Source organism: Methylobacterium sp. AC433, assembly GCF_979253015.1.
The window spans coordinates 178,100-200,878 of the sequence record NZ_CEEDBN010000001.1 but is presented as its reverse complement, the minus strand read 5'-3'; the positions used below and the strand labels follow the sequence as shown (position 1 = coordinate 200,878).

At 68.8% G+C, this 22,779-nt stretch carries 22 protein-coding genes; 18 read left to right on the top strand and 4 right to left on the bottom strand.

Going from position 1 to position 22,779, the window contains the following annotated elements:
* Positions 1-52: 52 nt before the first annotated feature.
* Positions 53-1,315, top strand: coding sequence for an extracellular catalytic domain type 1 short-chain-length polyhydroxyalkanoate depolymerase (locus tag AC0IWM_RS00915; protein ID WP_471752651.1), 1,263 nt, complete (start codon positions 53-55; stop codon positions 1,313-1,315).
* A 116-nt stretch (positions 1,316-1,431) separates the two neighbouring features.
* On the opposite strand, the gene AC0IWM_RS00910 is transcribed toward AC0IWM_RS00915, so the two are convergent.
* Positions 1,432-1,899, bottom strand: coding sequence for a Ros/MucR family transcriptional regulator (locus AC0IWM_RS00910; protein ID WP_471752650.1), 468 nt, complete (start codon positions 1,897-1,899; stop codon positions 1,432-1,434).
* Positions 1,900-2,837: 938 nt separating this feature from the next.
* A complete protein-coding gene (locus tag AC0IWM_RS00905; protein ID WP_471752649.1) occupies positions 2,838-3,359 on the bottom strand; it encodes a MarR family winged helix-turn-helix transcriptional regulator in 522 nt (173 codons plus the stop codon).
* Between the two features lie 140 nt (positions 3,360-3,499).
* On the opposite strand from AC0IWM_RS00905, the gene AC0IWM_RS00900 reads away from it, so the two are divergent.
* The 11 genes from AC0IWM_RS00900 to AC0IWM_RS00850 all read left to right on the top strand — a co-directional run bounded on the left by AC0IWM_RS00900 (position 3,500) and on the right by AC0IWM_RS00850 (position 15,242).
* On the top strand, positions 3,500-4,774 hold the full coding sequence (locus AC0IWM_RS00900) for an amidohydrolase/deacetylase family metallohydrolase (protein WP_471752648.1): 1,275 nt from the start codon (positions 3,500-3,502) through the stop codon (positions 4,772-4,774).
* Between the two features lie 41 nt (positions 4,775-4,815).
* Positions 4,816-5,706 carry an alpha/beta hydrolase gene (locus tag AC0IWM_RS00895; protein ID WP_471752647.1) on the top strand — a complete coding sequence of 297 codons (891 nt, stop codon included), beginning with the start codon at positions 4,816-4,818 and terminating at the stop codon, positions 5,704-5,706.
* Positions 5,703-8,075 (top strand): xanthine dehydrogenase family protein molybdopterin-binding subunit, encoded by a 2,373-nt coding sequence (locus AC0IWM_RS00890; RefSeq protein ID WP_471752646.1) that lies wholly within the window; start codon positions 5,703-5,705, stop codon positions 8,073-8,075. Before AC0IWM_RS00895 ends, AC0IWM_RS00890 begins: the two co-directional genes overlap by 4 nt.
* Positions 8,072-8,965, top strand: a complete 894-nt coding sequence (locus tag AC0IWM_RS00885; protein WP_471752645.1) for an FAD binding domain-containing protein — start codon at positions 8,072-8,074, stop codon at positions 8,963-8,965. Before AC0IWM_RS00890 ends, AC0IWM_RS00885 begins: the two co-directional genes overlap by 4 nt.
* A complete protein-coding gene (locus tag AC0IWM_RS00880; protein ID WP_471752644.1) occupies positions 8,962-10,191 on the top strand; it encodes a xanthine dehydrogenase family Fe-S subunit in 1,230 nt (409 codons plus the stop codon). The genes AC0IWM_RS00885 and AC0IWM_RS00880 overlap by 4 nt, the downstream gene beginning before the upstream one ends.
* Before the next feature lie 64 nt (positions 10,192-10,255).
* The gene (locus tag AC0IWM_RS00875) at positions 10,256-11,410 is read left to right on the top strand and encodes an ABC transporter substrate-binding protein (protein ID WP_471752643.1); all 1,155 of its coding nucleotides are present in this window, start codon (positions 10,256-10,258) and stop codon (positions 11,408-11,410) included.
* 73 nt (positions 11,411-11,483) lie between these two features.
* Positions 11,484-12,362 carry a branched-chain amino acid ABC transporter permease gene (locus AC0IWM_RS00870; RefSeq protein ID WP_471752642.1) on the top strand — a complete coding sequence of 293 codons (879 nt, stop codon included), beginning with the start codon at positions 11,484-11,486 and terminating at the stop codon, positions 12,360-12,362.
* An 11-nt stretch (positions 12,363-12,373) separates the two neighbouring features.
* On the top strand, positions 12,374-13,411 hold the full coding sequence (locus tag AC0IWM_RS00865; RefSeq protein WP_471753082.1) for a branched-chain amino acid ABC transporter permease: 1,038 nt from the start codon (positions 12,374-12,376) through the stop codon (positions 13,409-13,411).
* On the top strand, positions 13,408-14,223 hold the full coding sequence (locus AC0IWM_RS00860; RefSeq protein WP_471752641.1) for an ABC transporter ATP-binding protein: 816 nt from the start codon (positions 13,408-13,410) through the stop codon (positions 14,221-14,223). Before AC0IWM_RS00865 ends, AC0IWM_RS00860 begins: the two co-directional genes overlap by 4 nt.
* Positions 14,216-14,920, top strand: coding sequence for an ABC transporter ATP-binding protein (locus tag AC0IWM_RS00855; protein ID WP_471752640.1), 705 nt, complete (start codon positions 14,216-14,218; stop codon positions 14,918-14,920). Before AC0IWM_RS00860 ends, AC0IWM_RS00855 begins: the two co-directional genes overlap by 8 nt.
* Entirely contained in the window at positions 14,892-15,242 is a 351-nt protein-coding gene (locus AC0IWM_RS00850) for a Rieske (2Fe-2S) protein (RefSeq protein ID WP_471752639.1), read from the top strand. Before AC0IWM_RS00855 ends, AC0IWM_RS00850 begins: the two co-directional genes overlap by 29 nt.
* Before the next feature lie 27 nt (positions 15,243-15,269).
* Here the strand turns inward: AC0IWM_RS00850 and AC0IWM_RS00845 are convergent, their stop codons facing one another.
* Complete coding sequence (locus AC0IWM_RS00845; protein ID WP_471752638.1) at positions 15,270-15,683, bottom strand: transposase; 414 nt, start codon at positions 15,681-15,683, stop codon at positions 15,270-15,272.
* 206 nt (positions 15,684-15,889) lie between these two features.
* Here AC0IWM_RS00845 and AC0IWM_RS00840 point away from each other — a divergent pair, with 206 nt between their 5' ends.
* Genes AC0IWM_RS00840 through AC0IWM_RS00815 form a run of 6 tightly spaced genes read left to right on the top strand, consistent with a single transcriptional unit; the run spans position 15,890 to position 22,296 of the window.
* Complete coding sequence (locus tag AC0IWM_RS00840) at positions 15,890-17,116, top strand: transporter substrate-binding protein (RefSeq protein WP_471752637.1); 1,227 nt, start codon at positions 15,890-15,892, stop codon at positions 17,114-17,116.
* Positions 17,109-18,746 (top strand): urea ABC transporter permease subunit UrtB, encoded by a 1,638-nt coding sequence (gene urtB, locus AC0IWM_RS00835; RefSeq protein WP_471752636.1) that lies wholly within the window; start codon positions 17,109-17,111, stop codon positions 18,744-18,746. Before AC0IWM_RS00840 ends, urtB begins: the two co-directional genes overlap by 8 nt.
* Positions 18,743-19,855 carry an urea ABC transporter permease subunit UrtC gene (gene urtC / locus AC0IWM_RS00830; RefSeq protein ID WP_471752635.1) on the top strand — a complete coding sequence of 371 codons (1,113 nt, stop codon included), beginning with the start codon at positions 18,743-18,745 and terminating at the stop codon, positions 19,853-19,855. The genes urtB and urtC overlap by 4 nt, the downstream gene beginning before the upstream one ends.
* Positions 19,852-20,562 (top strand): ATP-binding cassette domain-containing protein, encoded by a 711-nt coding sequence (locus AC0IWM_RS00825; RefSeq protein WP_471752634.1) that lies wholly within the window; start codon positions 19,852-19,854, stop codon positions 20,560-20,562. Before urtC ends, AC0IWM_RS00825 begins: the two co-directional genes overlap by 4 nt.
* Positions 20,559-21,287, top strand: coding sequence for an urea ABC transporter ATP-binding subunit UrtE (urtE, locus tag AC0IWM_RS00820; RefSeq protein WP_471752633.1), 729 nt, complete (start codon positions 20,559-20,561; stop codon positions 21,285-21,287). Before AC0IWM_RS00825 ends, urtE begins: the two co-directional genes overlap by 4 nt.
* A 22-nt stretch (positions 21,288-21,309) precedes the next feature.
* The gene (locus AC0IWM_RS00815) at positions 21,310-22,296 is read left to right on the top strand and encodes an acetamidase/formamidase family protein (protein ID WP_471752632.1); all 987 of its coding nucleotides are present in this window, start codon (positions 21,310-21,312) and stop codon (positions 22,294-22,296) included.
* Between the two features lie 153 nt (positions 22,297-22,449).
* Here AC0IWM_RS00815 and AC0IWM_RS00810 read toward each other — a convergent pair whose 3' ends face one another.
* A complete protein-coding gene (locus AC0IWM_RS00810; RefSeq protein WP_471752631.1) occupies positions 22,450-22,704 on the bottom strand; it encodes a hypothetical protein in 255 nt (84 codons plus the stop codon).
* Positions 22,705-22,779 lie beyond the last annotated feature (75 nt).

Sequence of the window (22,779 nt, the reverse complement as noted above, 5' to 3'; positions counted from 1 at the left end):
TCGGGGCGGAACGCCCTCGTGCCCGTCCACCTCCTCATCCAGGATCATAATCATGACTGCTTTCTCGAAGATCGACGTGGGTGAGGTGACACGTCTCACCCGTAGCGGCCAGCTTGCTGAAGCCATGGCGCTGCTTCAGGGCAGACCAGTCGCATGGGCCTCCGCAGCAGGTGCGGATCAAGACACCGGCGGCAAAGCGAAAGCTACAGCCCCCCGCTTCGGAGCAATCATCGACATGGTGGCTCCTACAATCCCAGGCGGAGCCTGGACCGAGGCGGGTCTTGGCCAGGCTGCGCCCGACGAGGCAGCAACGGCGCCGAAAAGTGCCCCCGTGCGCCCGAGCCTCTCGGAGACGCTCCGCGACCTGCATGAGCGCTTCCCAAAGATGAGCGCCATGCCCGGACTGGCGGAAGGTCTCGGGTCATCAGGTGGGGTGAGCATTGTCGTGCCAGAGGGTGCACGGTTCGAGGAGCGGATATTTTCCAACGCCGCGGGCAGCCGGAAGTACAAGGTCTATGTGCCGAGCGGGTACACGGGAAAGGCGCTTCCCCTCGTCGTCATGCTGCACGGCTGCACCCAGAACCCGGACGACTTCGCCGCGGGGACACGGATGAACGCATTGGCCGAGGAGCAGACGTTCCTGGTGGCGTATCCGGGCCAGCCGCAGTCGGCCAACATACAGAAGTGCTGGAACTGGTTCAATGCTGGCGACCAGCAACGCGACCGCGGCGAGCCCTCGATCATTGCCGGCATCGCCATGGCGGTTGTGGAGGAGTTCTCGGCCGATCAATCCCGCATTTATGCGGCAGGCCTCTCTGCGGGCGGTGCGGCGGCAGCGATCATGGCGGACACCTATCCAGATGTCTTTGCGGCTGTCGGTGTCCACTCCGGGTTAGCCAGCGGCGCCGCTCGGGACATGCCGTCCGCATTCGCAGCCATGAATGGTGGTGGCACCCCGAAGGCCCGGAAGGTGGGCGCCGGCGTTCCGACCATTGTCTTTCACGGCGACGCTGACCGGACCGTGAGCCTCATCAACGGCGACCAGGTCATTGCTCAAGCCGCGCCGAAGGAGATGCTCTCACGCGTTGTGACCCAGGGGAAGTCCCACCACGGGATGGCCTTCACCCGCGCCGTGCAGACCAACGCATCGGGACGCGCCATCCTGGAGCAGTGGACCTTGCATGGTGCCGGGCACGCTTGGTCCGGCGGGAGCACGGACGGGAGTTACACCGACCCCAAAGGCCCGGATGCCAGCCGAGAGATGATGCGCTTCTTCATGGGTCATTCGATCTCGACGACGAAGCCTCAGAACTAAACGCGGGTGGATACCATGAGGCGGGTTGCAAACGCTCGCATCTTCACGATCAGGAAATGAAAAAGCCCCGCGCCAGCAAAGGCTGCGGGGCTTTGATATCAAAAATATAGCAGCTCTTACGCAGCCTTCTTGCGGCCCCGTCCCGACGACTTCTCGTCCTCTCCCCGATCGGCGATCCGGCCAAGACCAATTGCCTTTGCCATTTCGGAGCGGCGCGCCGCGTACGCCGGCGCCACCATCGGGTAGTCGGCCGGGAGGCCAAACCGCTGCCGGTACGCCTGCGCATCGAGGCCATGCACACCGAGGTGGCGCTTCAGGGTCTTGTAGGTCTTGCCGTCGAGGAAGCTGACGATGCCGTCCGGCTGCACCGACTTGCGGATCTGAGCTGCGCTCAGCTTCTCGACCTTCGACTCCGAAGCAGTTGTTGCAGCGCTGCTGGCAAGGTTACCAAGAGCAGCGTGGATAGTGCGGATCAGCTCCGGCAGATCGGTGGGCCGAACCGAGTTGTTCGACACGTAAGCGGCAGCGATATCGACAGCCAGCTCCGCGAAGCTGAAGACTTGAGTTTCAGCGATTTCAGACATCGAGAATTCCATTCTTAGGCTTACAGAACCTCGAATACCACATGACATCACATATCCGAAATAACGGAACCGTCATCTTAACCGCGTATGCATTATATATACAATATAGAACTACGCGAAGATTTTATAGGCACATTAGTGCTCGCGTCCAGCTGCGTGTGAGGTCGATGATTTGGGCATCGCCGAGCCACGCTGACACAGCCTGCAGTGAGCCGAAGGTGTGATCGATCCTGCTGAATGGAGGCGGCTGCCTCTCACGCTGTGGATCATCCAGCAACTCGGCATGCTAGGTAGGGGCATCGCTGCCGGCGATGATCTCTCCCGGACCACGCCACTGACGATGACCCCGTCCAGAGCCAAGTAGTGCTAGGTGGTGCAGCGTGTATGTCATCGACTGCTCTCCGCTTTCATCAACGCACACTACGCCGGACTGCCGCCGCTTCCAGCCGCTCTTGCTCGTCGTGGGCCTCGTCGAACAACCGGATAGCCGTGGTGGCACGGGCGCCAAAGGCAGTCTGCAACTCCCGACGCTTGGCCGAGTAGGTCGCCGGATTGTAGTCCTCCAGGAGCCAAGCCGAAGAGCGCATGTTCTGCTCGAAGCACGAGGCGAAGGCGGCGGGTTAACGCGCCGCCCGGATGCGAATGCGAACATAAATGCCGACATCAATGGGGGCAGCGCTTTGTGGAATGTCTAAGTTCGGCGCTGGAGCGGACCAGCAGGTGACGACTCAGGAGCGCCGTTCAGGCCATCTCAACTATCGATCTGTGAGCCCACACGTCGCGAATTGGGCGCTCGAGCCGACACGCGTCCTGTAGCAGCAGCATCGAACGGAGCGCGGCCCGCACCGACCGTTCACCGGTTGTATCGCATGAGGATAGCCCGCACGCGGCGGTCCTGCCGCGTTGTACGGGTCCCTGACTCGACGGGTCCATGGACCCTAAATCGCCAGCCCGTCGCCGCACCGCCTCTGCTGATGAGCTGCGGTAATTTTCTTCATAAGCCGGATCAGGGTCTGCCGCTCGTCGTCCGAAAGTGGTTCGAGGGTCGCGTCGTGGGCTTGGCGTGCGCTCGCCTCCATTCCGTTAAGTAAATCGCGCCCAGCCTGGGTCGGGCGACAGCACTGGGCACGCCGGTCGGTCGGAGACGCCGTGCGTTCAATGAAGCCGCGGGCTTCGAGGCGTTTCAGAGCCCCGGTCGTCGTCGTCCGGTCCAAGGCGACCGAATTGGCCAAGGTCGTCTGATCGGCTTCGCCCCGTTCTGCCAGCAGAGAGAGCAGACTATACTGCAGCGGAGTGACGCGGAATGCGCCACAACGCTCGGAAAAGAGGCTGACGTGGATCTGATGCAGCCGTCGCATCAGGAAACCCGGTCGCTCCGGCAGGGGCCAGGGTGGCCCGAACTCTTGACCGCGCTCCGGCGATAGCGCCGTCCCGACTTCGACCAGCCCGATATCGTCCATCCGCGTCCTATGCCTCCCGGCGCGATCCGCATCCCGGACGGCTCCTGGCACATACCATGCTTAGGGCAGATGCGAAGCATACTTCGCATCTGCCCGTCCCGGCGATGCGCAGGCCGATGCGAGACGCTGGAGGACGCCGAATGGACGATGGACGCTACGACATGCTGCTGCGCGGCGGCCGAGTGATCTGCCCGGCCTCGGGCATCGACGGCCTCAAGGACGTCGCCATCCGCGACGGGCGGATCGCCGCGGTGGCGGACAGCATTATCCCCTCCGCCGCCACCGAGGTGGTCAACGTTGCGGGCAAGCTGGTCCTGCCGGGCCTGATCGACACGCATGGGCACGTCTACCAGTACGTGACCGGCCGGTTCGGCTTGCCGCCGGACATGGTCGGCGTGCGCTCGGGCGTGACCACGGTGATCGACCAAGGCGGCGCGTCCTGCATGACCCTGCCGGGGTTCCGCCACTTCATCGCCGAGCGGGCCGAGACCCGGATCTACGCCTTCCTCTCGGCCTATCTGGTCGGCGGTCTCGAAGGGCATTTCTATCCGAACCTCTACAGCCCGGACGGCGTCGACATTGACGCTACGGTGAAGTCGGCGGTAGAGAACCGCGACCTCGTGCGCGGCATCAAGGGGCACGCTGAGATCGGTGGGTTCGCTCGCTGGGGCATCAAGGTCATGGAGATGGCGGCCGAGATCAGCCGCAGCGCCGACCTACCGCTTTACGTGCATTTCGGCCAGCTTTGGGGACTGCCCGAGAGCGGCGCCAACGGCGAGGACGCCAACACGATCATGGAGCGGGTGATCCCGCTGCTGCGCCCCGGGGACTACCTCGCGCACCCGTTCACCCGCCATCCCGGCGGCTTCATCAACGAAGAGGGCGTGGTCCACCCGATCATCCGGGCGGCGATGGAGGCCGGCCTGCGGGTCGATGTCGGGCATGGCAGCCACTTCTCCTACCGGGTCGCCCGCGCCTCCCTGCCGGCAGGCGTCGTGCCCTACACCCTCGGGGCCGACATGCACGGCTACAACACCGAGGTGCCACGGCCGGCGGGGACGCCCGATGAGCACCACGACGACGAGAACCACCCCTTCCTTGGCCAGGCCCGCTTCAGCCTGACCCAGGCCATGAGCTCGATGATGGCGCTCGGGCTCAGCCTCGAGCAGGTCGTGCCGATGGTGACGAAGCATCCGGCCGAGATGCTGGGCCTCTCCGACCGCATTGGCGCCCTAACCCCAGGCTTCGCCGCCGACGTCTCGGTGCTGCACGATCATCGCGGCCGCTTCCTCCTGCGCGACAACGAGGACACGCAGGTGATCGCTCAGCGCCTGCTGCAGCCGGCCTTCTGCTTGCGCGGCGGCAAGCGCTTTGACGCCGACTCGCCGATCCTGCCCCAGGCCATCGCAGCCTGACCCCGGGGATGCAGGCACACGACCGCAGGGACACCGACAGCATGGGCGACCACCAGACGCCGGAGACCCCGCTGCCGCCCGACCCCCGGCGCGCCTGGGCGCGCCTCGACCGGGCCGCCCGCGACGCCGCCTACGACAACAACGGCGCGGTGCCCGATGCCGCCGCCCAGGCGGCCGCGCGCAACGCGGCCTCCGAGGCCTACCGGGCGGCGCATCCCGCGGCGCTCGACATTTCCTATGCGCCCGCGCCGCGCACGGCCTTCGACCTCTACCCGGCCGCCGACCCGGCCGCACCCTGCTTCGTCTTCATCCATGGCGGCTACTGGCAGCGCAATTCCCGCGATCTCTTCGCCTGCCTCGCCGAGGGGCCCGCCGCGGCAGGCTGGTCCGTGGCGATGCCGGGCCATACCCTCGCACCCGAGGCGAGCCTTACCCGGATCGTCGCGGAGATCGGCCTCGCCCTCGACTGGCTGGCCGAGCACGGACCAGCGCACGGCATCGCCGGCCCCCTGGTGCTCGCCGGGTGGTCGGCCGGCGCCCATCTCGCCGCCTCGCAACTCCATCACCCCGCCGTGGTGGCGGGGTTCGCGATCTCGGGCGTCTACGAACTCGGGCCGATCCGCGACACCGGGCTGAACGGCGCGCTCTCCCTCACGGATGCGGAGGTCGCGACCCTCTCGCCCCTGCGCCTGCCGGTCGTGAAGAAGCCCTTGGCCATCGCGTACGGCACGGCGGAGCGTCCCGCCCTCGTCCACGACGCCCGCGACTTCCACACCCTGCGCAGCGCCCACCATGCGCCGGGACCGCTGCTCCCCGTGGCTGGGGCCGAGCACTTCTCGATCCTGAACGAACTGCGCCGGCCCGGTGGCGCCTTGGTCCGTGCCGCCCTCGACCTCGTCGCGGGCTTGTCCGACGGAGGTCCGTCCGCATGAAAGATGCGAGCCCGCTCACCGAGGGCGTCGGCGCCCGCCTGCCCCGCAAGGAGGACGACCGCCTGATGCGAGGGCGCGGACAGTATGTCGGCGATCTGCGCCTACCCGGCCTGCAGGACGTCGCCTTCGTGCGCAGTCCGCTGGCGCATGCCCGCATCCGGGCGATCCACGTGCCCGAGGCCTATCGGGATCAGGTGTTCACCGCCGCCGACCTGACCGATGTGCAGCCGATCCGGGCGGTCTCGGGGCTCGCCGGCTTCAAGGCGTCCGAGCAGCCGGTTCTCGCCAAGGACAAGGTGCGCCAGGTCGGCGAACTGCTGGCGATCTGCCTCGCGCCGACCCGCGCCGAGGCGGAGGACATCGCCGCCGCCATCGTCCTCGATCTCGAGGAGCTGCCCGCGATCCACGACATGCTCGCCGCCCGCGCACCGGGCTCGGCCCTGGTCCATGAGCACTGGGGCGACAACGTCTTCCTGGAGACGCTGGTCGACGTGAACTTCGCCTCGGCGCTCGATGCGCCGATCCAGGTCTCGCGCACCATCTCGACGGGCCGGCAATGCATGGCGCCCATCGAGGGCAGGGGCACGGTGGTGCATCTCGACCACCGCCTCGACCAGCTCGTGGTCCACACGGCGAGCCAGATGCCGCACATCGTTCGCAACGGCCTCTCGGAGTGTCTCGGGATCGAACAGGGGCGCCTGCGCATCGTCTCGCCCGATGTCGGCGGCGGCTTCGGCTACAAGGCGATCCTGCTCGCCGAGGATGTCTGCCTCGCCTGGCTGGCGCTGCGCGTCGGCCACCCGGTGCGCTGGCTCGAGGACCGGCGCGAGCATCTCACCGCCAACGCCAATTGCCGCGAGCACCACTACCGCATCACGGCCTATGCGGAGCGCGACGGCCGCCTGCGGGGCATCGATTGCGAGGCCACCGTCGATTCCGGCGCCTACTCGGCCTATCCCTTCTCTGCCTGCCTGGAGGCTGCGCAGGTTGCGAGCATCCTGCCCGGCCCCTACGACTTCCCGGCCTATCGCTGCCGGACCTGGTCGGTCGCCACCAACAAGTGCCCGATCCTGCCCTATCGCGGGGTCGCCCGCACCGGCGTCTGCTTCGCCATGGAGCTGATCCTCGACGCCGTGGCGGCCGAGGCCGGCCTCGAGCCCTGGGTGGTGCGCGAGAAGAACCTCGTGCGCGCCGACCAGATGCCCTTCGACAACATCACCGCCAAGCACTTCGACAGCGGCGACTACCCGCAGGCGCTCGCCCGCGCCCTCGCGGCCATCGATATTGATGCCGTGCGGGAGCGCCAGCGGACCCCCGAGCCCGACGGGCGCCGCATCGGCCTCGGGCTCTCGATCTATTGCGAGCAGGCGGCGCACGGCACCTCGGTTTATTCCGGCTGGGGCATCCCCATGGTGCCGGGCCACGAGCAGGCGGGCGCCCGCCTCACCCCGGACGGGGGCCTCGAACTCCGGATCGGCGCGCATTCCCACGGCCAGGGCCTGGAGACCACCCTGGCGCAGGTGGCGCACGAGATCCTCGGCGTGCCGGTGGCGCGCACGCGGGTCGTCCACGGCGACACCGCGATGACGCCCTACTCCACCGGCTCCTGGGGCTCGCGCGTGATGGTGATGGCGGGCGGCGCCGTGGCGGCGGCCTGCCGGGAACTCGCCGACCGGGCGCTTCGCATTGGTGCACATCTGCTCCAGGCCGACCCGTCCGCCTGCCGTTTCGAGGCGGGCCGCGTCGTCGGCCCCTCGGGCGATGTCGGCCTCGCCCAGATCGCCCACACCTGGTACCGGCGCCCGCAGGACCTGAGCCTCGACGTCGATCCCGGCGGCCTCGAAGTCACCGCCGGATACAAGCCTCAGCGCGATTCCGGCACCTTCTCGTATGCGGCCCACGCGGCTCTCGTAGCGGTCGACCCCGATCTCGGGGCGGTTGAGATCCTCGACTACGTCATCGTCGAGGATGGCGGCACGCTGGTGAACCCGCTGGTGGTGGACGGCCAGATCTATGGTGGCCTCGCCCAGGGGATCGGCACCGCGCTCTACGAGGAGATGCGCTTCGACTCCCGAGGGCAGCCCCTGGCCTCCACCTTCGCCGACTACCTCCTGCCGGGCCCCGCCGAGGTGCCCGAACCGCGCATCGACCACATGGCGACGCCCTCGCCCTACACGCAGTTCGGCGTCAAAGGCATCGGCGAAGGTGGCGCGATCGCGCCCCCGGCAGCCCTGGCCAATGCCATCAACGACGCCCTGCGCCCCCTCGGCGCGACGATGCTGCATACGCCGGTCAGCCAGCACCGCATCGTCGAGGCCGTGCTGGAGGCCCGAGCAGCCGCCCTCGCATGCCCCCGGGAGGCCGCATGAAATCCGCCCGCTTCGCCTACGAACGCCCTGGAGACCTTCCCACCCTGCTGGCGCGGCTGGCCGAGACGGCGGACGGCGTGAAGCTGATGGCCGGGGGCCAATCCCTCGGCCCGATGCTCAATCTGCGCCTGGCTGAACCCGACCGCGTCCTTGACATCACGGGCGTCCCCGAGCTGCGCTGCGCGACGATCGAGGGCGACACCCTGGTGCTCGGCGCTTGCGTCACCCACGCGGACATCGAGGACGGGCGCGTACCGGACCTCACCGGCGGAGCCCTGGCCCGCGTGGCGACGGCCATCGCCTACCGGCCGGTGCGCAATCGGGGCACGATTGGCGGCTCTCTGGTCCATGCTGACCCCGCCGCCGACTGGGTCAGCGCGCTGATCGCCCTCGGCGCCGAGGTCGAGCTGGCCACCGCCTCCGGACGGCGGCGCTTGGCCCTGGAACGCTTCGTCACCGGCGCCCTCGACGTGGCCCTGGCGCCCGGCGAGATGCTGGTGGCGGTGCGGATCCCCTCCCTGAGTCCCGGCGGCGCCTGGGGCTACGCCAAGCACTGCTCCAAGATCGGCGAGTTCGCCCACGCCATCGGCGCCGTGCGGATCGAGCCCGACGCGGGGCGCGCCCGGGTGGTGGTTGGCGCCATCGAACGCGCGCCCCTGCTGGTCCCGGACCCGCGCGACCTGTTCGGCGGCCGGGTCGACCGAGATTTTGGCGAGCGCTTCGACGCCCGCGCCGCTGAGGACGTCCTGCGGCAGGCCGGCATGACGGACGTGGTGGCACGCCACGTCCACGTCACCGTGCTGGGCCGCGCCGTCGCCCAGGCTGCCGCCCCGCTCCCTTCCACCGCCCTGCCAACGTCCCCCACCCGTACCGTCAGCGAGGCTGCATGAGCACCGCATCGGCCGCCCTCCGCGACGACCGCCTGCACCTTGACCTCACCGTGAACGGCCGGGCCCGGAGCCTGCGCGCCGAGCCGCGCACGCATCTCGGCGACGTCCTGCGCGACGCCCTCGATCTCACCGGCACGCATCTCGGCTGCGAGCACGGGGTCTGCGGCGCCTGCACGGTGCTCCTCGACGGCGAGCCGGCTCGCGCCTGCCTCACCTTCTCAGGAGCCTGTGCCGGCGCTGAGATCGTCACCATTGAGGGGCTCGACAACGATCCGGTCGCTGGCGAGCTGCGCGCGGCCTTCAACCGCGAACACGCCCTGCAGTGCGGCTACTGCACGCCCGGCATGCTCATCGCCGCCCGCGATCTCGTCTTGCGCCTGCCGGAGGCCGACGAGCGCCGGATCCGTGCCGGCCTCTCCGGCAACCTCTGCCGCTGCACCGGCTATGTCGGCATCGTCCGGGCCGTGCGCAGCGTCATCGCCGAGCGTCGGGCCCGTGGCATCGCGCCGGAGACCGGTGCGCACCGCGCCCTCGGACCCGTCGGAGGCCGCCCGGGCACGTCCGTCGCGGCGGCCCGAACCCCTCTTCCCCGCGCCGCGGCGAGCCCTCCGGCAATGGCTGCGCTGCCGACTGCGGATCTCGGGGCGGATTTCGTGCCCGCCCACCGGTTCGAACAGTCGTTCCAGGTGGCGCATCCGCCCGAAACCGTCTTCGCCGCTTTCGGCGACGTGGAGGCTGTGGCCGCCTGCCTGCCGGGGGCGATGCTGACGGGCCAACCGAGCCCGGAGGCCGTTGAGGGCGCCCTCCAGGTGCGGATCGGACCTATCGCGGCGCAATTCCGCGGCCGGGCCCGCATCAGCCGGGACGAACAGGCCCGGTCAGGGCGCATCGTCGGCGCGGGCAGCGATGCCGGCGGCCGATCCGCCACCCAGGGCGAGATCCGCTACCGGGTCATGGCGGGCGAGGAACCCGGCACGGCCCGAGTCGATCTCGCCATCGGCTACACCCTCAAGGGGCCGCTGGCGCAGTTCGGCCGCCCCGGCCTCGTGCGCGATCTCGCCGGACGGCTCGGTGCGGACTTCGCCCGAAACCTTGAGGCTCAGCTCTCGGGCGCCCCGGCTCCGAAGGCGGCTGGCCTAAACCCGCTGCACCTCCTGCTCGGCACCCGCCTGGCGCCGCTGTGGCGGCGCCTCGCCGCCCTCCTGGCGCCGCTGCGGCGCCCCTGAGCGCCCATCCGACACAGCACACGCCTTTCGCCTTCCCATCCGCCCACCGAGACCGGAGCCCACCATGACGCGCAGCCTCACGAGACTCCCCGCCCTCACGCTCGCGCTCAGCCTCTCGGCCGGGACTGTCCAGGCGCAGACGATCCGGATCGGAGTCAACGAGCCCCTGACTGGCCCGTTCGCGGCCTCCGGCACCTACGTGGTCAACGGCGCCAAGATCGCCGCTGACGAGATCAACGCCAAGGGCGGCGTGCTGGGCCAGAAGCTCGAACTCGTCATCGAGGACAACAAGAGCAATCCCACCGAAGCCGCGGCGGTGGCCGAGAAGCTGATCACCAGCGACAAGACGCCGGTACTGATGGGCGCCTGGGGCTCCAGCCTCACCCTGGCAGTGATGCCCAAGCTCGCCGATTACGAGACCGCGATGCTGGTGGAGACCTCGTCCTCGGGAAAGATCACCACCTCAGGCAATCCGTTCGTCTTCCGCATCTCGCCGCCCTCGGCGCTGGAGGCCGAGGCCTTCGCGCCCCTGGTGGAGAAGATCGGCCTGAAGAAGGTCGACTTCCTCGCGATCAACAACGACTGGGGCCGGGGAGCGGCCGCCGATTTCACCAAGATGCTCAAGGGCAAGGGCGTCAGTGTTGGCCTCGTGGAGACCATGGATCAGGGCGCGCAGGACATGAGCGCCCAGCTTTCCAAGCTAAAGGGGTCGGACGCCGATACCATCATGATCACCGCCGCTGTCGATCAGCTCACGTTGCTGTTCAAGCAGATGGCGGCCCTCGGCCTCAGAAAGCGGATCATCACCACCGGTGGCTCGCAGAACCCCGACCAAATCATAGCCCAGGCTGGGGCTGCGGCTGACGGAACGATGCACCTGACCACCTTCCTGCCCTGGTATCCTGAGAAGACCCCGAACCCGGCGGCGACGGCCTACTTCATCGGCGAGTGGAAGAAGCGCGGCTTCGAGTTCGCCGGCGTCACCGAGAGCTTCCGCGGCTACGACGGCATCCGCGCCATCGCCGCCGCCATTGAGAAGGGCGGTGCCACCGACGCCGCTGCCATCCGGAAGGGGTTCTGGTCGGTGGACTTCACTGGGCTCAACGGTCCGATCCGCTTCGCCAAGGCCGGGCCGGCTGGGTCCGAGAGCGGCCAGAGCAAGCCGGACGTCTACCTCGTGAAGATCGACGCCGGCAAAGTCGTCGTGCCGGAGCTTTAAGGCCGGTCGCCCCCATGCCCGGCCGCCCGCCTCTGGGTAGGCCGGGCTCCCGTCCGCTCCGGCGAGGGCCCTCATGAACGAATTCCTGCAGCACCTCCTCAACACCCTGATCCTGGGCGGCACCTATGCCCTCCTAGGCATCGGCCTGACCCTGATCTTCGGCATCATGAACGTGGTGAACTTCACCCACGGGGCGCTCTACACGGTGGGCGCCTACGTCATGTACCTGGCGGTGACGGCCCTGGGGCTTGGCTTCTTCGCGGCCCTGCCGACGGCGATCCTGGGCGGCCTCCTCCTCGGGGCGGTCCTCGACCTGGCCTTGCTGCGCCCGCTGCGCGGCGCGGACATGGACACCACCATGCTGGTCATGATCGGGGCCGGCATCGTCCTGCAATCGGGCACGCTCTGGCTCTTCGGCGGCGTCGCCAAGTCGATCCCGACGCCGTTCCCCGACGCGCCGCTTCAGCTCGGCCCGGTCTCGGTCTCGGTCTCGTGGCTGCGCCTGTTTGTGCTCGGCGCGGCCCTGGTGCTGATCGGCCTGACCTACTGGCTAATCAACCGCACCCGGCTCGGGCTCGCCATGCGGGCCACCTTCCAGGACCACGACACCGCCGCCCTGATGGGCGTCAACGTGCGGCTGATCTACACCGCGACCTTCGCCATGGGTTCGAGCCTCGCAGCGGCGGCCGGGGCCCTGCTCGGCCCGGTCTACGTCGTGTTCCCGCAGATGGGCGGCATGGCCGAGTTGAAGGCGTTCGCCATCGTCATCCTGGGCGGCCTCGGCAACGTCACCGGCGCCGCCATCGGCGGCTTCATCCTCGCGCTCGCCGAGGAACTGGGCGCCGGCTACATTTCCTCGGGCTACCGCGACGCCATGGGCTTCCTGATCATAATCGCGGTACTGATCTTCAAGCCGACCGGCCTGTTCGCCAAGGCGGAGCGCATCGGATGACCCGGCATCCCATGACGCGCCACCTGCCCGCCTTCGCCCTCCTGGTAGCCCTCTTCGCACTGCCCTTCGTACTGAGCCACAACCCCTACCTGCTCAACGCGCTGATCACGACGGGCATCGTCACCATCGCGGCAATGAGCCTGAACCTGCTGCTGGGCTTCACCGGGCAGCTCAGCCTCGGGCACATCGCCTTCTTCGGCATCGGCGCCTATGTCAGCGCCCTCACCAGCCTCGGCTTCGACGTGGAGGTCTTCGGCGGCCTGCGCGTCGTGCACGAGCCCTGGCCGCCAGCCGTCGGGTTCGGTCTCGCCGTGCTGGCGACCGCCGCCTGCGGCTACCTCGTCGGACGCCTCTCCTTCCGGGTGCGCGGCGCCTACTTCGTGATCGTGACGATCTCCTTCGCCGAGGTGGTGCGCCTCGTCGCCCTCAACTGGGTAGAGCTGACGCAGGGTCCCCTGGCCCTCACGGGGATCCCGCCTCTCGGCCTCTGGCTTCCCGGCCTCGGCACGACGGTCCTGCGCACGAAGCTGCAGAACTACTACCTCGTCCTCGCGGTCGGCACGCTCTGCTACGTTCTCATCGGGCGCCTCGTGGCCTCGCGCTTCGGCCGGGCCATGCGGGGTCTGAAGGAGAACGAGTCCCTCGCCCTCTCGGTCGGCATCAACGCCACCCGCACGCTGACCCTCGCGGCGGTGATCTCGGCAGCAATGGCTGGGGCGGCGGGCAGCCTCTACGCCCACTACCTGCGCATCATCGACCCCGACGTGTTCCTGTTCTCCACCACTGTGACGATGGTCATCATGGTGGTGGGCGGCGGCAAGGGCACGCTGCTCGGCCCCGTCGTCGGCGGCCTGATCTTCGGCCTGCTCCCCGTCGCCGTGCGCCCGGTCATGGTGCCGGAGGCGCAGTGGATGGTGTTCGGCCTCGTGCTGATCGGGATCCAGTTCGTCATGCCGCGGGGCATCGTTCCGGGCCTCGTGCGCCTCGTCGCACGCCGTCGTCCCGCAGCGGCGTCCTCCAGCCCTGTCCCCGCGGAGGTCCGGCCTTGAGCGAGCGCGAAGCCCCCATCCTCTCCGTGGACCATGTCGGCGTGCGCTTCGGCGGCCTCGTCGCCATCGCGGACCTGCATTTCGACGTCCATCCCGGCGAGATCGTCAGCCTGATCGGCCCGAACGGGGCCGGCAAGACCACCGCCTTCAACGTGATGACCGGCTTCCTGAAGCCCAGCCAGGGGCAGGTCCGCTTTCGCGGCACCAGCCTGCAGGGCCTGCAGCCGCACGAGATCGTCCGGCTCGGCCTGAGCCGGACCTTCCAGCGCACCAGCGTGTTTCCCGACGACACAGTGTTCGACAACGTGATGATCGGCCTCCATCGCCGGGGCCGCGCGCGCCTCGTCGACACGCTGCTCGGGCGGGACCACGCCGGCGAGGCGGCCTTGCGGGACCGCGCTCGCGAACTCCTCGACTGGGTCGGCCTCTCCGGCCGGGCCCGGGAGAAGGCCGGGGCCCTGGCCTACGGTGAGCAGCGCCTCGTCGGGGTTGCGCTGGCGCTCGCGACCGAGCCCGCCATGCTCCTGCTCGACGAGCCGGTCTCAGGCATGAACGCCTCCGAGACGCAGGTCTTCGTCCGCTTGATCCGCGCGATCCGCGACCGGGGCGTCACCCTCCTCCTGGTGGAGCACGACATGCCGATGGTGATGGAAGTCTCCGACCGCATCGTGGTGCTGAATTACGGCCGGCTCATCGCGGAAGGGTCGCCGGCGGTGATCCGGTCCGATCCTGCAGTGATCGAGGCCTATCTCGGCCAGGGCAGCGCCGCCCGCGCGGCCGCGCAATCCGTCCGGGAGGCGGCCGATGCTTGAGATCCGCGACCTCGTCTGCGGCTACGGAACGGTGACCGCTCTGAAAGGCCTCTCGCTCACGGTCGAGGAGGGCCAACTCGTGGCCCTGGTTGGGGCCAACGGCGCCGGCAAGTCGACGACGCTGCGGGCCGTCTCGGGCCTGATCCCGGCACGCGCGGGCAGCATCCACTTCGCCGGCCGGGACATCACCGGCACCGATCCGCGCAAGGTGCTGGCCCAGGGCATCGCTCATTGTCCGGAAGGACGTCGCGTCTTTCCGCAGATGAGCGTCGCCGAGAACCTCGCCATGGGCGCTTACCTGCGGCGCGACCGGGGCGGGGTCTCTGCCGATCTCGCGCGCGTCTACGGCGAGTTCCCACGCCTTGCCGAGCGCCGGCACCAGGCCGCCGGCACCCTCTCGGGCGGCGAGCAGCAGATGCTGGCGATCGGGCGCGCACTGATGTCCCGCCCGCGGCTCGTCCTGTTCGACGAACCCTCCCTCGGCCTGGCCCCCAACATCGTCGAGCGCATGTTCGCGGTCATCCGGGCGATCTGCGACACCGGCACCACGGTCCTCCTCGTGGAGCAGAACGCGTTCGCCGCCCTCGAACTGTGCGATTACGCCTACCTGCTGGAGACCGGTCGCATCGTTCTTTCGGGGCCGGGCGCGACGCTGATCGCGGATCCGCATGTGCGCCAAGCCTATCTCGGAGGCTGAGGCGGGGACCTGGGTCCAGGCCTGCCGGATCGAGGCGCTCGCCGATCGTGCGATCCTCCCCATTCGCGTGGCGGGCCTCGATCTCGTGCTCGTTCAGGACGGCGACCGGATCTTCGCCGCCGAACGGGCCTGTCCGCACGAAGGAGCGGACCTAGCCCTGGGGCGTTGCGCCGCCGGACGCCTGTACTGCCCCCGGCACCTGGCCTGGTTCACCCTGCCGGGCGGTGCCGTCTCTCCGGGGTGGCGCTTCCGGGATCTGCGCACCTATCCGGTCCGCATCGAAGGCTCCACGATTGCCGTCCGCATCGATGGAGCCAGGTAGACCTGGACCGTTCCCGTCGTTCGGGTGTCAGGTCGCGGTCCTGAGACAGGCATAGCGACCGACCGAGGCATGGCCACCCCTGAAGCCGGTCGACGGAACCGCTGATCCGAGCATCGAGGTCGCGCGGGGCGGGGGGCCGCGGTCCCCCCCGGCTGCCGATGCGAGGAGCGCCTGCCGTAGAACCATGACTTCGCTCCGCAGACGTGCGTTCTCGCGCTCGACGTCGCCGAGACGCGTGACACCGGCCGGCGACAGGCCACCGAAGCGTCGGCGCCAGCGGTAGAACGTGCCGATGGAGACATGCGCGGCCGCGCAGATCGCGGCAATGGCGGTTCCGCTCGCGGCCTCCTGCAGGAGGAAAGCGATCTCTTGGTCGGTATGTCGGGATCGACGCATGCGCATCAGCCAATCGGGTCGGTATCCGTGGCCGATCTCCAGCAAGAAACGCACCGTTGGCGCAGGGGCGCGGAAAGACGTGCCATTGGGTGCAGAGTGCAATTTTTGACGTTTGACAGGCAGGAGCGCTTGCGTCGTGGGCGGAACGCTACGGTTTTACGCAGGTCGCAGCCGCTCTGCAGCCTATTTGGCCTTCCTCCCAGCGCTCTCAACTCTGACAATCCGGTCCGTCACGGAACGAGGCGAGAGCGATGGTCGAATTCACGAGACGCAGCTTTATGGGGACCGCGGCAGCCTTGTCCGCCCCCGCCATCATCCGGCCGGCCTGGGCCGCGGAGACCGTCAAGCTCGGCTGCCTGTTCTCGTCGTCTGGCACCATGGCCAATCTCGAGGGCCGCCTGAACCACGTGGTGCGCATGGCGGCGGACGGAATCAATGCCAGGGGCGGCGTCAACGGCCGGCGCATCGAGGTCGTGACCTCGGACCCAGCCTCGGACTGGCCGCTCTACGCGCAGGTCGGCCGGCAGATGCTGCAGCAGGAGAAGGTCGCGGCCCTGTTCGGCTGCTGGACCTCCGTCTCGCGGAAATCCGTGCTCCCGGTTGTCGAGCAGAATGACGGGCTGCTGTTCTATCCGCTGCACTTCGAGGGCGACGAGAACTCGAAGAACATCGTCTACGTGAACTCGCCCCCGGCGAGCTCGGTGCTGCCGGCGGTCGATTACCTGATGGGTGCCGAGGGCGTCGGCGCGAAGCGCTTCTTCATGATTGGCTCGGACTACGTCTGGCCGCGGACCATCAACAAGCAGCTCAAGGCCTATTGGGCATCGAAGGGTATCGTCGAGACGGCATGGCGCGAGGAATACGTGCCCCTCGGCTTCTCCAACTTCCAGACCCTGGTGAACCAGATCCGTAGCTTCGCCTCCCAACCCGGCGGCCAGCCAATCGTGGTGCTCACCGTGGTTGGCTCCTCGATCCCGGATTTCCTGCGCGAGTTCGCCAACCAGGGCATCCGCGCCACAGACGTGCCGATCCTCGGCCTCGACATGGTGGAGGCCGATCTTGAGGGCCTCGACACCGCGCCGCTGGTCGGCCATCTGAACTGCTGGGCCTATCTCCAGGCTGCCAAGGCCGAGGCCAACACCCGGTTCCTGTCGGAATGGGCGGCCTACGTGAAGGCCAAGTCCGTGCCCTTCAGCGCCGATACGGTCATCGACCCCATGGTCTCGGCCTACGACAGCGTCCAGCTCTGGGCGCTGGCCGCCGCCAAGGCCGGCAGCTTCGACGTGCCGGAGGTGCGCAAGGCGTTCGCCGGCTTAAGCTTCGCCGATCCGTCTGGCTACACCCTGACCATGACGGGCGAGAACAATTACGTCGCCCGCGGCGTGTTCATCGGCTCCGTCAACGAGAAGCAGGGCTTCGACATCCTGTGGCAGTCGCCCGATGCCCCCAAGCCCGTGCCGTTCAGCCCGTATGGTTGAGGGTGTGGGACGGGTCTGGCTCGCCGGTCTCCTGGTCTGGGCCGCGAGCCTGATGGTCCCGCCGGCCCTCGCGGCCGGGCCGGGCCTTGATCGAGCCGCTTTCGCCGTCGCCCTGTGTGGGGACGGCGCGGCGCAGACGAGCGCCGTCGAGACGTTCCTGCGCCGCTCCGCGGAGACGGAGGCAAACGACGTCGCCTGGGCTGGCACGACCCTGCGCGCGCTCCTGGACCGGCGCCTCGCCTGTCTCGGCGAGACGGCCGTGATCCTCGACCGCGCAGGCGCCTCCGACGGCCTCGATGCAGCCACCGGGACGGCGCGGCCGGCCACGGGCGGACGCTCACCCGTGCTCGGCCTGCGCCAGCGCACCCTCGTCGAGACGGCTTCGGGGGTCTCAACGCTGCTGACCGGCTCGAGCGCAGACGCACGCAAGGGCGCCCTGGCCACCGTGGAGCGCCGCATCGCCTCGGTGCCGGAGCCCGTCCTCCGGCGCGCGGCCGCCGCCGAGGCCGATGCCGGGCTAAAGGCGAGCCTCGCGGCCGTCGTCGAATCCGCCGCCCTGTCCTCGCCCGATCCGGCGCGCCGTCTCGGGGCGATCCGGGCGGTCGCCGAGGCCCCTTCGGGCGCGGCGTTCTCGCGCCTCTCGGCGCTCAAGACCGATCCGGCCTACGGCGCCGATTCGGCCTTCCGCACGGTCCTCGATGCCGCGCTCGCCAGAGTGGAGCGCTCGATTTCCCTCGGGAACGCCCTCGCCGTGCTCTACAACGGCCTGAGCTTCGCCAGCATCCTGTTCATGGCGGCGGCCGGCCTGGCGATCATTTTCGGGCTGATGGGCGTGATCAACCTTGCCCAGGGCGAGTTCATCATGATCGGCGCCTACGCCACCTATGGGGTGCAGGAGGCTTTCAGGCGGCTCGCACCGGCTTGGCTCGACGCCTACCTGCTGGCCGCGATCCCGGTGGCGTTTCTGGCCGCCGCCGGAGTGGGCATCGCCATTGAGGCCCTGATCCTGCGTCATCTCTACCGGCGCCCTCTGATGAGTCTGCTGGCGACCTGGGCGGTGAGCTTGTTTCTCATCAACGGGGTCCGCGTCGCGATCGGGTCGCAGAACCTGCAATTCGCGATGCCGTCCTACGTCAGCGGCGGCGTGCCGCTCTATGCGGACTTCGTGGTCACCTGGAATCGCCTCTTCGCCATCGCCTTCGCGGCCGTCACCCTCGCGCTGACGCTCGTGATCCTGAAGCGGACGCCGCTGGGCCTCGACATCCGCGCGGTGACGCAGAACCGCGACATGGCCGCCTGCCTCGGCATCCGCACCCGGCGGGTAGACCGTCTCGCCTTCGGCTTCGGCTCGGGACTCGCCGGCCTCGCGGGCGTCGCCCTGTGCCCGATCTACAGCGTGAACCCCGGCATGGGTGCCAACTTCATCGTCGACAGCTTCATGGTGGTGGTGCTCGGCGGCGTCGGCACCGTGGTCGGAACCCTAGTTTCGGCACTCGGCATCGGCGGGGCCAACGTGCTGATCGAACCGCTCTACGGCGCCGTCGCCGCCAAGGTGATCGTGCTCGTGGGGATCATCCTGTTCCTGCAGCGCCGGCCCGAGGGCTTGTTCGCCGTGAGACGCCGGCGATGAGCGGCGCCGTGGACACGCTCCCGCGGAAGTCGGCCCGGCGGGTCGGACCGAACCTTGGAAGCGACCCGCTGCTGGTGGGCCTCGTCGCCACGATCGTGGCGGCTGCCGTCATCCTCCCGGTGCTCCAGCCCGCCCCCTACCTCGTCAACATGGTCGGGCAGCTCGCCGCCTTCGCGATCCTGGCCGTCTCCCTCGACCTCGTCTGGGGCTATCTCGGCATTCTCAGCCTCGGGCACGGGCTGTTCTTCGCCATCGGCGGCTACGTCTGTGCCATGCACCTGCTTGCCCATGCCTACGCGGTCACGGGCACGGCACCGGACCTGATGCAGTTCATGGGCTGGAAGAGCCTCCCGTTCTACTGGACCGGGTTGACCAGCGCGCCCTACGCCCTTGCTTTGGCGCTGGGTCTGGCGGCGGCCGTTGCCTTCGTGTTCGGCTTCGCGTCGTTCCGCTCTCGGGTGAACGGGGTCTACTTCTCGATCATCAGCCAGGCACTGGTCTACGTCGCCATGCTGCTGATGTTTCGCAACGATACCGGGCTCGGCGGCAATAACGGCATGACGGGGTTCTCCGTGCTGTTCGGCTGGCCGATGGGGACACCCGGTGTGGTGACCGGCCTCGCGGTTGCGACCCTCCTGACCCTGGCCGGCGCGCTCGTCGGCGCGCGGACCCTGGTGGCGAGCCCGTTCGGGCGACGCATGCTTGCCTGCCGGGACGACGAAGCGCGTCTGCGCACACTCGGTTACAGCACCACGCGCCTCAAGCTCGGGATCTGGTGCCTCTCGGCCGTCATCGCCGCGCTCGCCGGCATCCTCTATGTGCCGCAGGTCGGCATCATCAATCCACGCGTGCTCAGCCCCGATCTCTCCATCGAGATCGCGGTCTGGGTCGCCATCGGCGGGCTGGGCCGGCTCAGCGGGGCGGTGATCGGAGCCGTGGCGGTGAACGCCTTGAAGTTCTTGCTGAGCGCCGCGATGCCGGAGGCTTGGCCCTTCATCCTCTCGGGCCTCGTTCTGGCGGTGGTGCTGGGCCTGCCCAACGGCCTCCTCGACCTCGCCGCCCTTCGACTCAAACCCACCTGGCTTCGGCGTGGACGAACGCGGCCATGAGCGCCCTCGTCATCGACAGCCTCTCCGTCATGTTCGGGGCCTTCCGGGCCCTCGACGCCCTGTCGCTCGCGGTAGATGCGGGCGAGGTCCGCGCGGTGATCGGTCCCAACGGCGCCGGCAAGACGACCCTCCTCGACGCCATCACGGGAATCAGCCGGCCGAAATCCGGACGCATCCTGCTCGGCGACAGCCTCGACCTGACGAAGCGATCCGAGGCCGAGATCGCCCGGGCCGGGGTGCGCCGCAAATTCCAGAAGCCGAGCGTCTTCCCGGCCCTGACCGTGCGCGAAAACCTCGTCATCGGCTGCGGTCCCGAATGCCCCGCGCGGGAACGGGCGGCTCGCCTCGCATCCGCCCTGTCCGAGACCGGCTTGGAAACGCGCGCCGAGATCCTCGCCGGCGCGCTGGCTCATGGCGAGAAGCAGTGGCTCGAGATCGGCATGGTGCTGGCCTCCGCACCCCGCATCATCCTCCTCGACGAGCCGGTGGCCGGCCTGTCTGATGCGGAGACCGCGCGCACGGCCGAGTTGATCGGGGCGCTGCGCCGGCCCGACCGGGCAATCCTGGTGATCGAGCACGACATGGCCTTCGTCGAGGCCGTGGCTGACCGGGTCACGGTGCTGCACGAGGGCCGGACCCTCTTCGAGGGCGGCATGGCCGCCGCCCGGGCCGATGCCCGCGTGATTGAGGTCTTTCTCGGCCGATGAGCCACGCTCCGGACCCGACGCTTCCTCCCCCGGCCGGCCTCGCGGTCACCGGTCTCGACCAGCATTACGGCAGTGCCCAGGTGCTTCGGAACGTCGGCTTCACCGTCGCGCCGGGGACCTGCCTCGCGGTGCTGGGTCGGAACGGCGCCGGCAAGACCACGCTGCTGCGGTGCCTGACCGGGCTGATCCCGGTGAGCCGGGGCACCATCCGGCTCGACGGCGGCGACATAACCCGGCTGCCCCCGGACCGACGCGCGCGCGCGGGGCTCGCGATCGTACCTCAGGGACGGGAGATCTTCGCCGACCTCAGCGTCGCCGAGAACCTGCGCGTCGCCGCCCGTGCCCATGGGCTGGAGCGCGGCAGCGCCGTCGAGGAGGCCGCAGCGCTTTTTCCGGCACTGCGCGACCTCTGGCACCGGCCGGGCGGCAACCTCTCGGGCGGCCAGCAGCAGCAGCTCGCCATCGCGCGGGCTCTCGCCACCCGGCCGCGCATCCTGCTTCTCGATGAGCCGACGGAGGGCATCCAGCCGTCCATCGTCTCGGCGATCGAGGGGGTGATCGAAGGGCTCAAGGGCCGGATCACCGTGGTCCTCGTGGAGCAATACCTCGACTTCGCGATCCGTCTCGCCGACGCCTTCGTGGTGCTCTCGCGCGGCAGCGTGGTCGAGCAGGGCTCCCGCGAAGACCTGAGCCACGACGCCGTTTCGCGTCACATCACCGTCTGACACGCCCGACCCAGGAGCCCGCATGGCCCAGCATCACGAGATCCCCGCGACCCCCGACACCATGGTGCTGGGCTACTTCGACGCCGCCCTCCCGCCTGTGCTTGAAGTGGCCTCCGGCGATACCGTCACGCTGCACTCGTTCCCGGCGGGGGGACGTGAATCGCTCCATCCCGATCCCACGCGGGTGCCGGAAGATTATCGCCTCGCTCTCGATACGCTGGCGCAGGGGGCCGGTCCCCACTTCGTCACCGGCCCCATCCATGTGCGCGGCGCCGAACCTGGCGACGTGCTCCAGGTCGACATCCTCGACCTGAAGTTCCGCATGGACTGGGGCTTCGTGGCGATCCTGCCGCTCCTTGGCACCCTGCCGGACGAGTTCACCGAGTACGAGACCGTCCACCCCGACATCGACGTGGCCCGCGGCGTCGCCGTGCTGCCCTGGGGGACGGAGCTGCCTCTCGATCCATTTTTCGGCATCATGGGCACGGCCCCACCCGCCGCCTGGGGCCGGGTCGGAACCCCGGTCCCGCGCGGCTTCGGCGGCAACATGGACAACAAGGAACTCAAGGTCGGCACCACCCTCTACCTGCCGGTCTACAATACCGGTGCGGGCTTCTACGCGGGCGACGGCCACGGCGTGCAGGGTGACGGCGAGGTCTGCATCACCGCCCTGGAGACCGGGCTGACCGGTACGTTCCGCCTCACCGTGCGTAAGGATCTCGGTTACGCATGGCCCTTCGCCGAGACGCCCACGGACCTGATGTCGATCGGCCTGCACGAAAGCTTGGACGAGGCGATGCGCCAGGCCGTGCGCGAGATGGTGCGCCACGTCTGTGAACGCACGAGCCTCACCCGCAACCAGGCCTACATGCTGTGCTCGCTCGCCGGGAACCTGCGCATCACCCAGACGGTGGACGGCAACAAGGGCGTGCACATGCTGATGCCGAAGAGCGCTCTCGCATCGCGCGGCGCCCACGCTCCACCATCAGAGATCATGCCTGGCCGTTGAGTGGCCGTGGCCCGAGCCGCCGGGGCCGGGCGGACAGGGAGCACGCAACCGGACTCATGGGCGGCACCGAGTGCCGACCTCATCGTACAAGGCGGTTCAGCGATATGATCGCCGTTGGACGGATTTGGTGCGTGCAACGGCCGAGCTCGAATTCTAAGCTTCCTCGAGTGCTTCCGAGATCGGCGCACCACCGAACCACCTCGTCAATGCCTGCAGTGAGCCGAAAGTGTGGTCGATCCTGCTGAAGGGATGTGGTCGTCTATCCGGTGGCGGATCGTCCAGCAGTTCGGCATGCCAAATAGGGCCGTCGGCCCAGGGCCCGAACTCGCGCACAACGCTACCGACGACCTCGCCATCGCGGAGAAGATCGTAGCTGCCGGGTGCAAGGCGATGCAGCGGGTACGTCATCGGGCGGCCCCCTCTTTGAGTGCCGGCGACTCGAACGCAGCCGCGATCGACGGCGTCTGCAGGGCCTGCCGGCGC

What these genes read in the sequence shown, in the direction of transcription:
- AC0IWM_RS00915 (WP_471752651.1), top strand. Translation starts at nt 53, where the DNA reads ATGACTGCTTTCTCGAAGATCGACGTGGGTGAGGTGACACGTCTCACC.
- AC0IWM_RS00910 (WP_471752650.1), bottom strand. Translation starts at nt 1,899, where the DNA reads ATGTCTGAAATCGCTGAAACTCAAGTCTTCAGCTTCGCGGAGCTGGCT.
- AC0IWM_RS00905 (WP_471752649.1), bottom strand. Translation starts at nt 3,359, where the DNA reads ATGGACGATATCGGGCTGGTCGAAGTCGGGACGGCGCTATCGCCGGAG.
- AC0IWM_RS00900 (WP_471752648.1), top strand. Translation starts at nt 3,500, where the DNA reads ATGGACGATGGACGCTACGACATGCTGCTGCGCGGCGGCCGAGTGATC.
- AC0IWM_RS00895 (WP_471752647.1), top strand. Translation starts at nt 4,816, where the DNA reads ATGGGCGACCACCAGACGCCGGAGACCCCGCTGCCGCCCGACCCCCGG.
- AC0IWM_RS00890 (WP_471752646.1), top strand. Translation starts at nt 5,703, where the DNA reads ATGAAAGATGCGAGCCCGCTCACCGAGGGCGTCGGCGCCCGCCTGCCC.
- AC0IWM_RS00885 (WP_471752645.1), top strand. Translation starts at nt 8,072, where the DNA reads ATGAAATCCGCCCGCTTCGCCTACGAACGCCCTGGAGACCTTCCCACC.
- AC0IWM_RS00880 (WP_471752644.1), top strand. Translation starts at nt 8,962, where the DNA reads ATGAGCACCGCATCGGCCGCCCTCCGCGACGACCGCCTGCACCTTGAC.
- AC0IWM_RS00875 (WP_471752643.1), top strand. Translation starts at nt 10,256, where the DNA reads ATGACGCGCAGCCTCACGAGACTCCCCGCCCTCACGCTCGCGCTCAGC.
- AC0IWM_RS00870 (WP_471752642.1), top strand. Translation starts at nt 11,484, where the DNA reads ATGAACGAATTCCTGCAGCACCTCCTCAACACCCTGATCCTGGGCGGC.
- AC0IWM_RS00865 (WP_471753082.1), top strand. Translation starts at nt 12,374, where the DNA reads ATGACGCGCCACCTGCCCGCCTTCGCCCTCCTGGTAGCCCTCTTCGCA.
- AC0IWM_RS00855 (WP_471752640.1), top strand. Translation starts at nt 14,216, where the DNA reads ATGCTTGAGATCCGCGACCTCGTCTGCGGCTACGGAACGGTGACCGCT.
- AC0IWM_RS00850 (WP_471752639.1), top strand. Translation starts at nt 14,892, where the DNA reads ATGTGCGCCAAGCCTATCTCGGAGGCTGAGGCGGGGACCTGGGTCCAG.
- AC0IWM_RS00840 (WP_471752637.1), top strand. Translation starts at nt 15,890, where the DNA reads ATGGTCGAATTCACGAGACGCAGCTTTATGGGGACCGCGGCAGCCTTG.
- urtB (WP_471752636.1), top strand. Translation starts at nt 17,109, where the DNA reads ATGGTTGAGGGTGTGGGACGGGTCTGGCTCGCCGGTCTCCTGGTCTGG.
- urtC (WP_471752635.1), top strand. Translation starts at nt 18,743, where the DNA reads ATGAGCGGCGCCGTGGACACGCTCCCGCGGAAGTCGGCCCGGCGGGTC.
- AC0IWM_RS00825 (WP_471752634.1), top strand. Translation starts at nt 19,852, where the DNA reads ATGAGCGCCCTCGTCATCGACAGCCTCTCCGTCATGTTCGGGGCCTTC.
- urtE (WP_471752633.1), top strand. Translation starts at nt 20,559, where the DNA reads ATGAGCCACGCTCCGGACCCGACGCTTCCTCCCCCGGCCGGCCTCGCG.
- AC0IWM_RS00815 (WP_471752632.1), top strand. Translation starts at nt 21,310, where the DNA reads ATGGCCCAGCATCACGAGATCCCCGCGACCCCCGACACCATGGTGCTG.
- AC0IWM_RS00810 (WP_471752631.1), bottom strand. Translation starts at nt 22,704, where the DNA reads ATGACGTACCCGCTGCATCGCCTTGCACCCGGCAGCTACGATCTTCTC.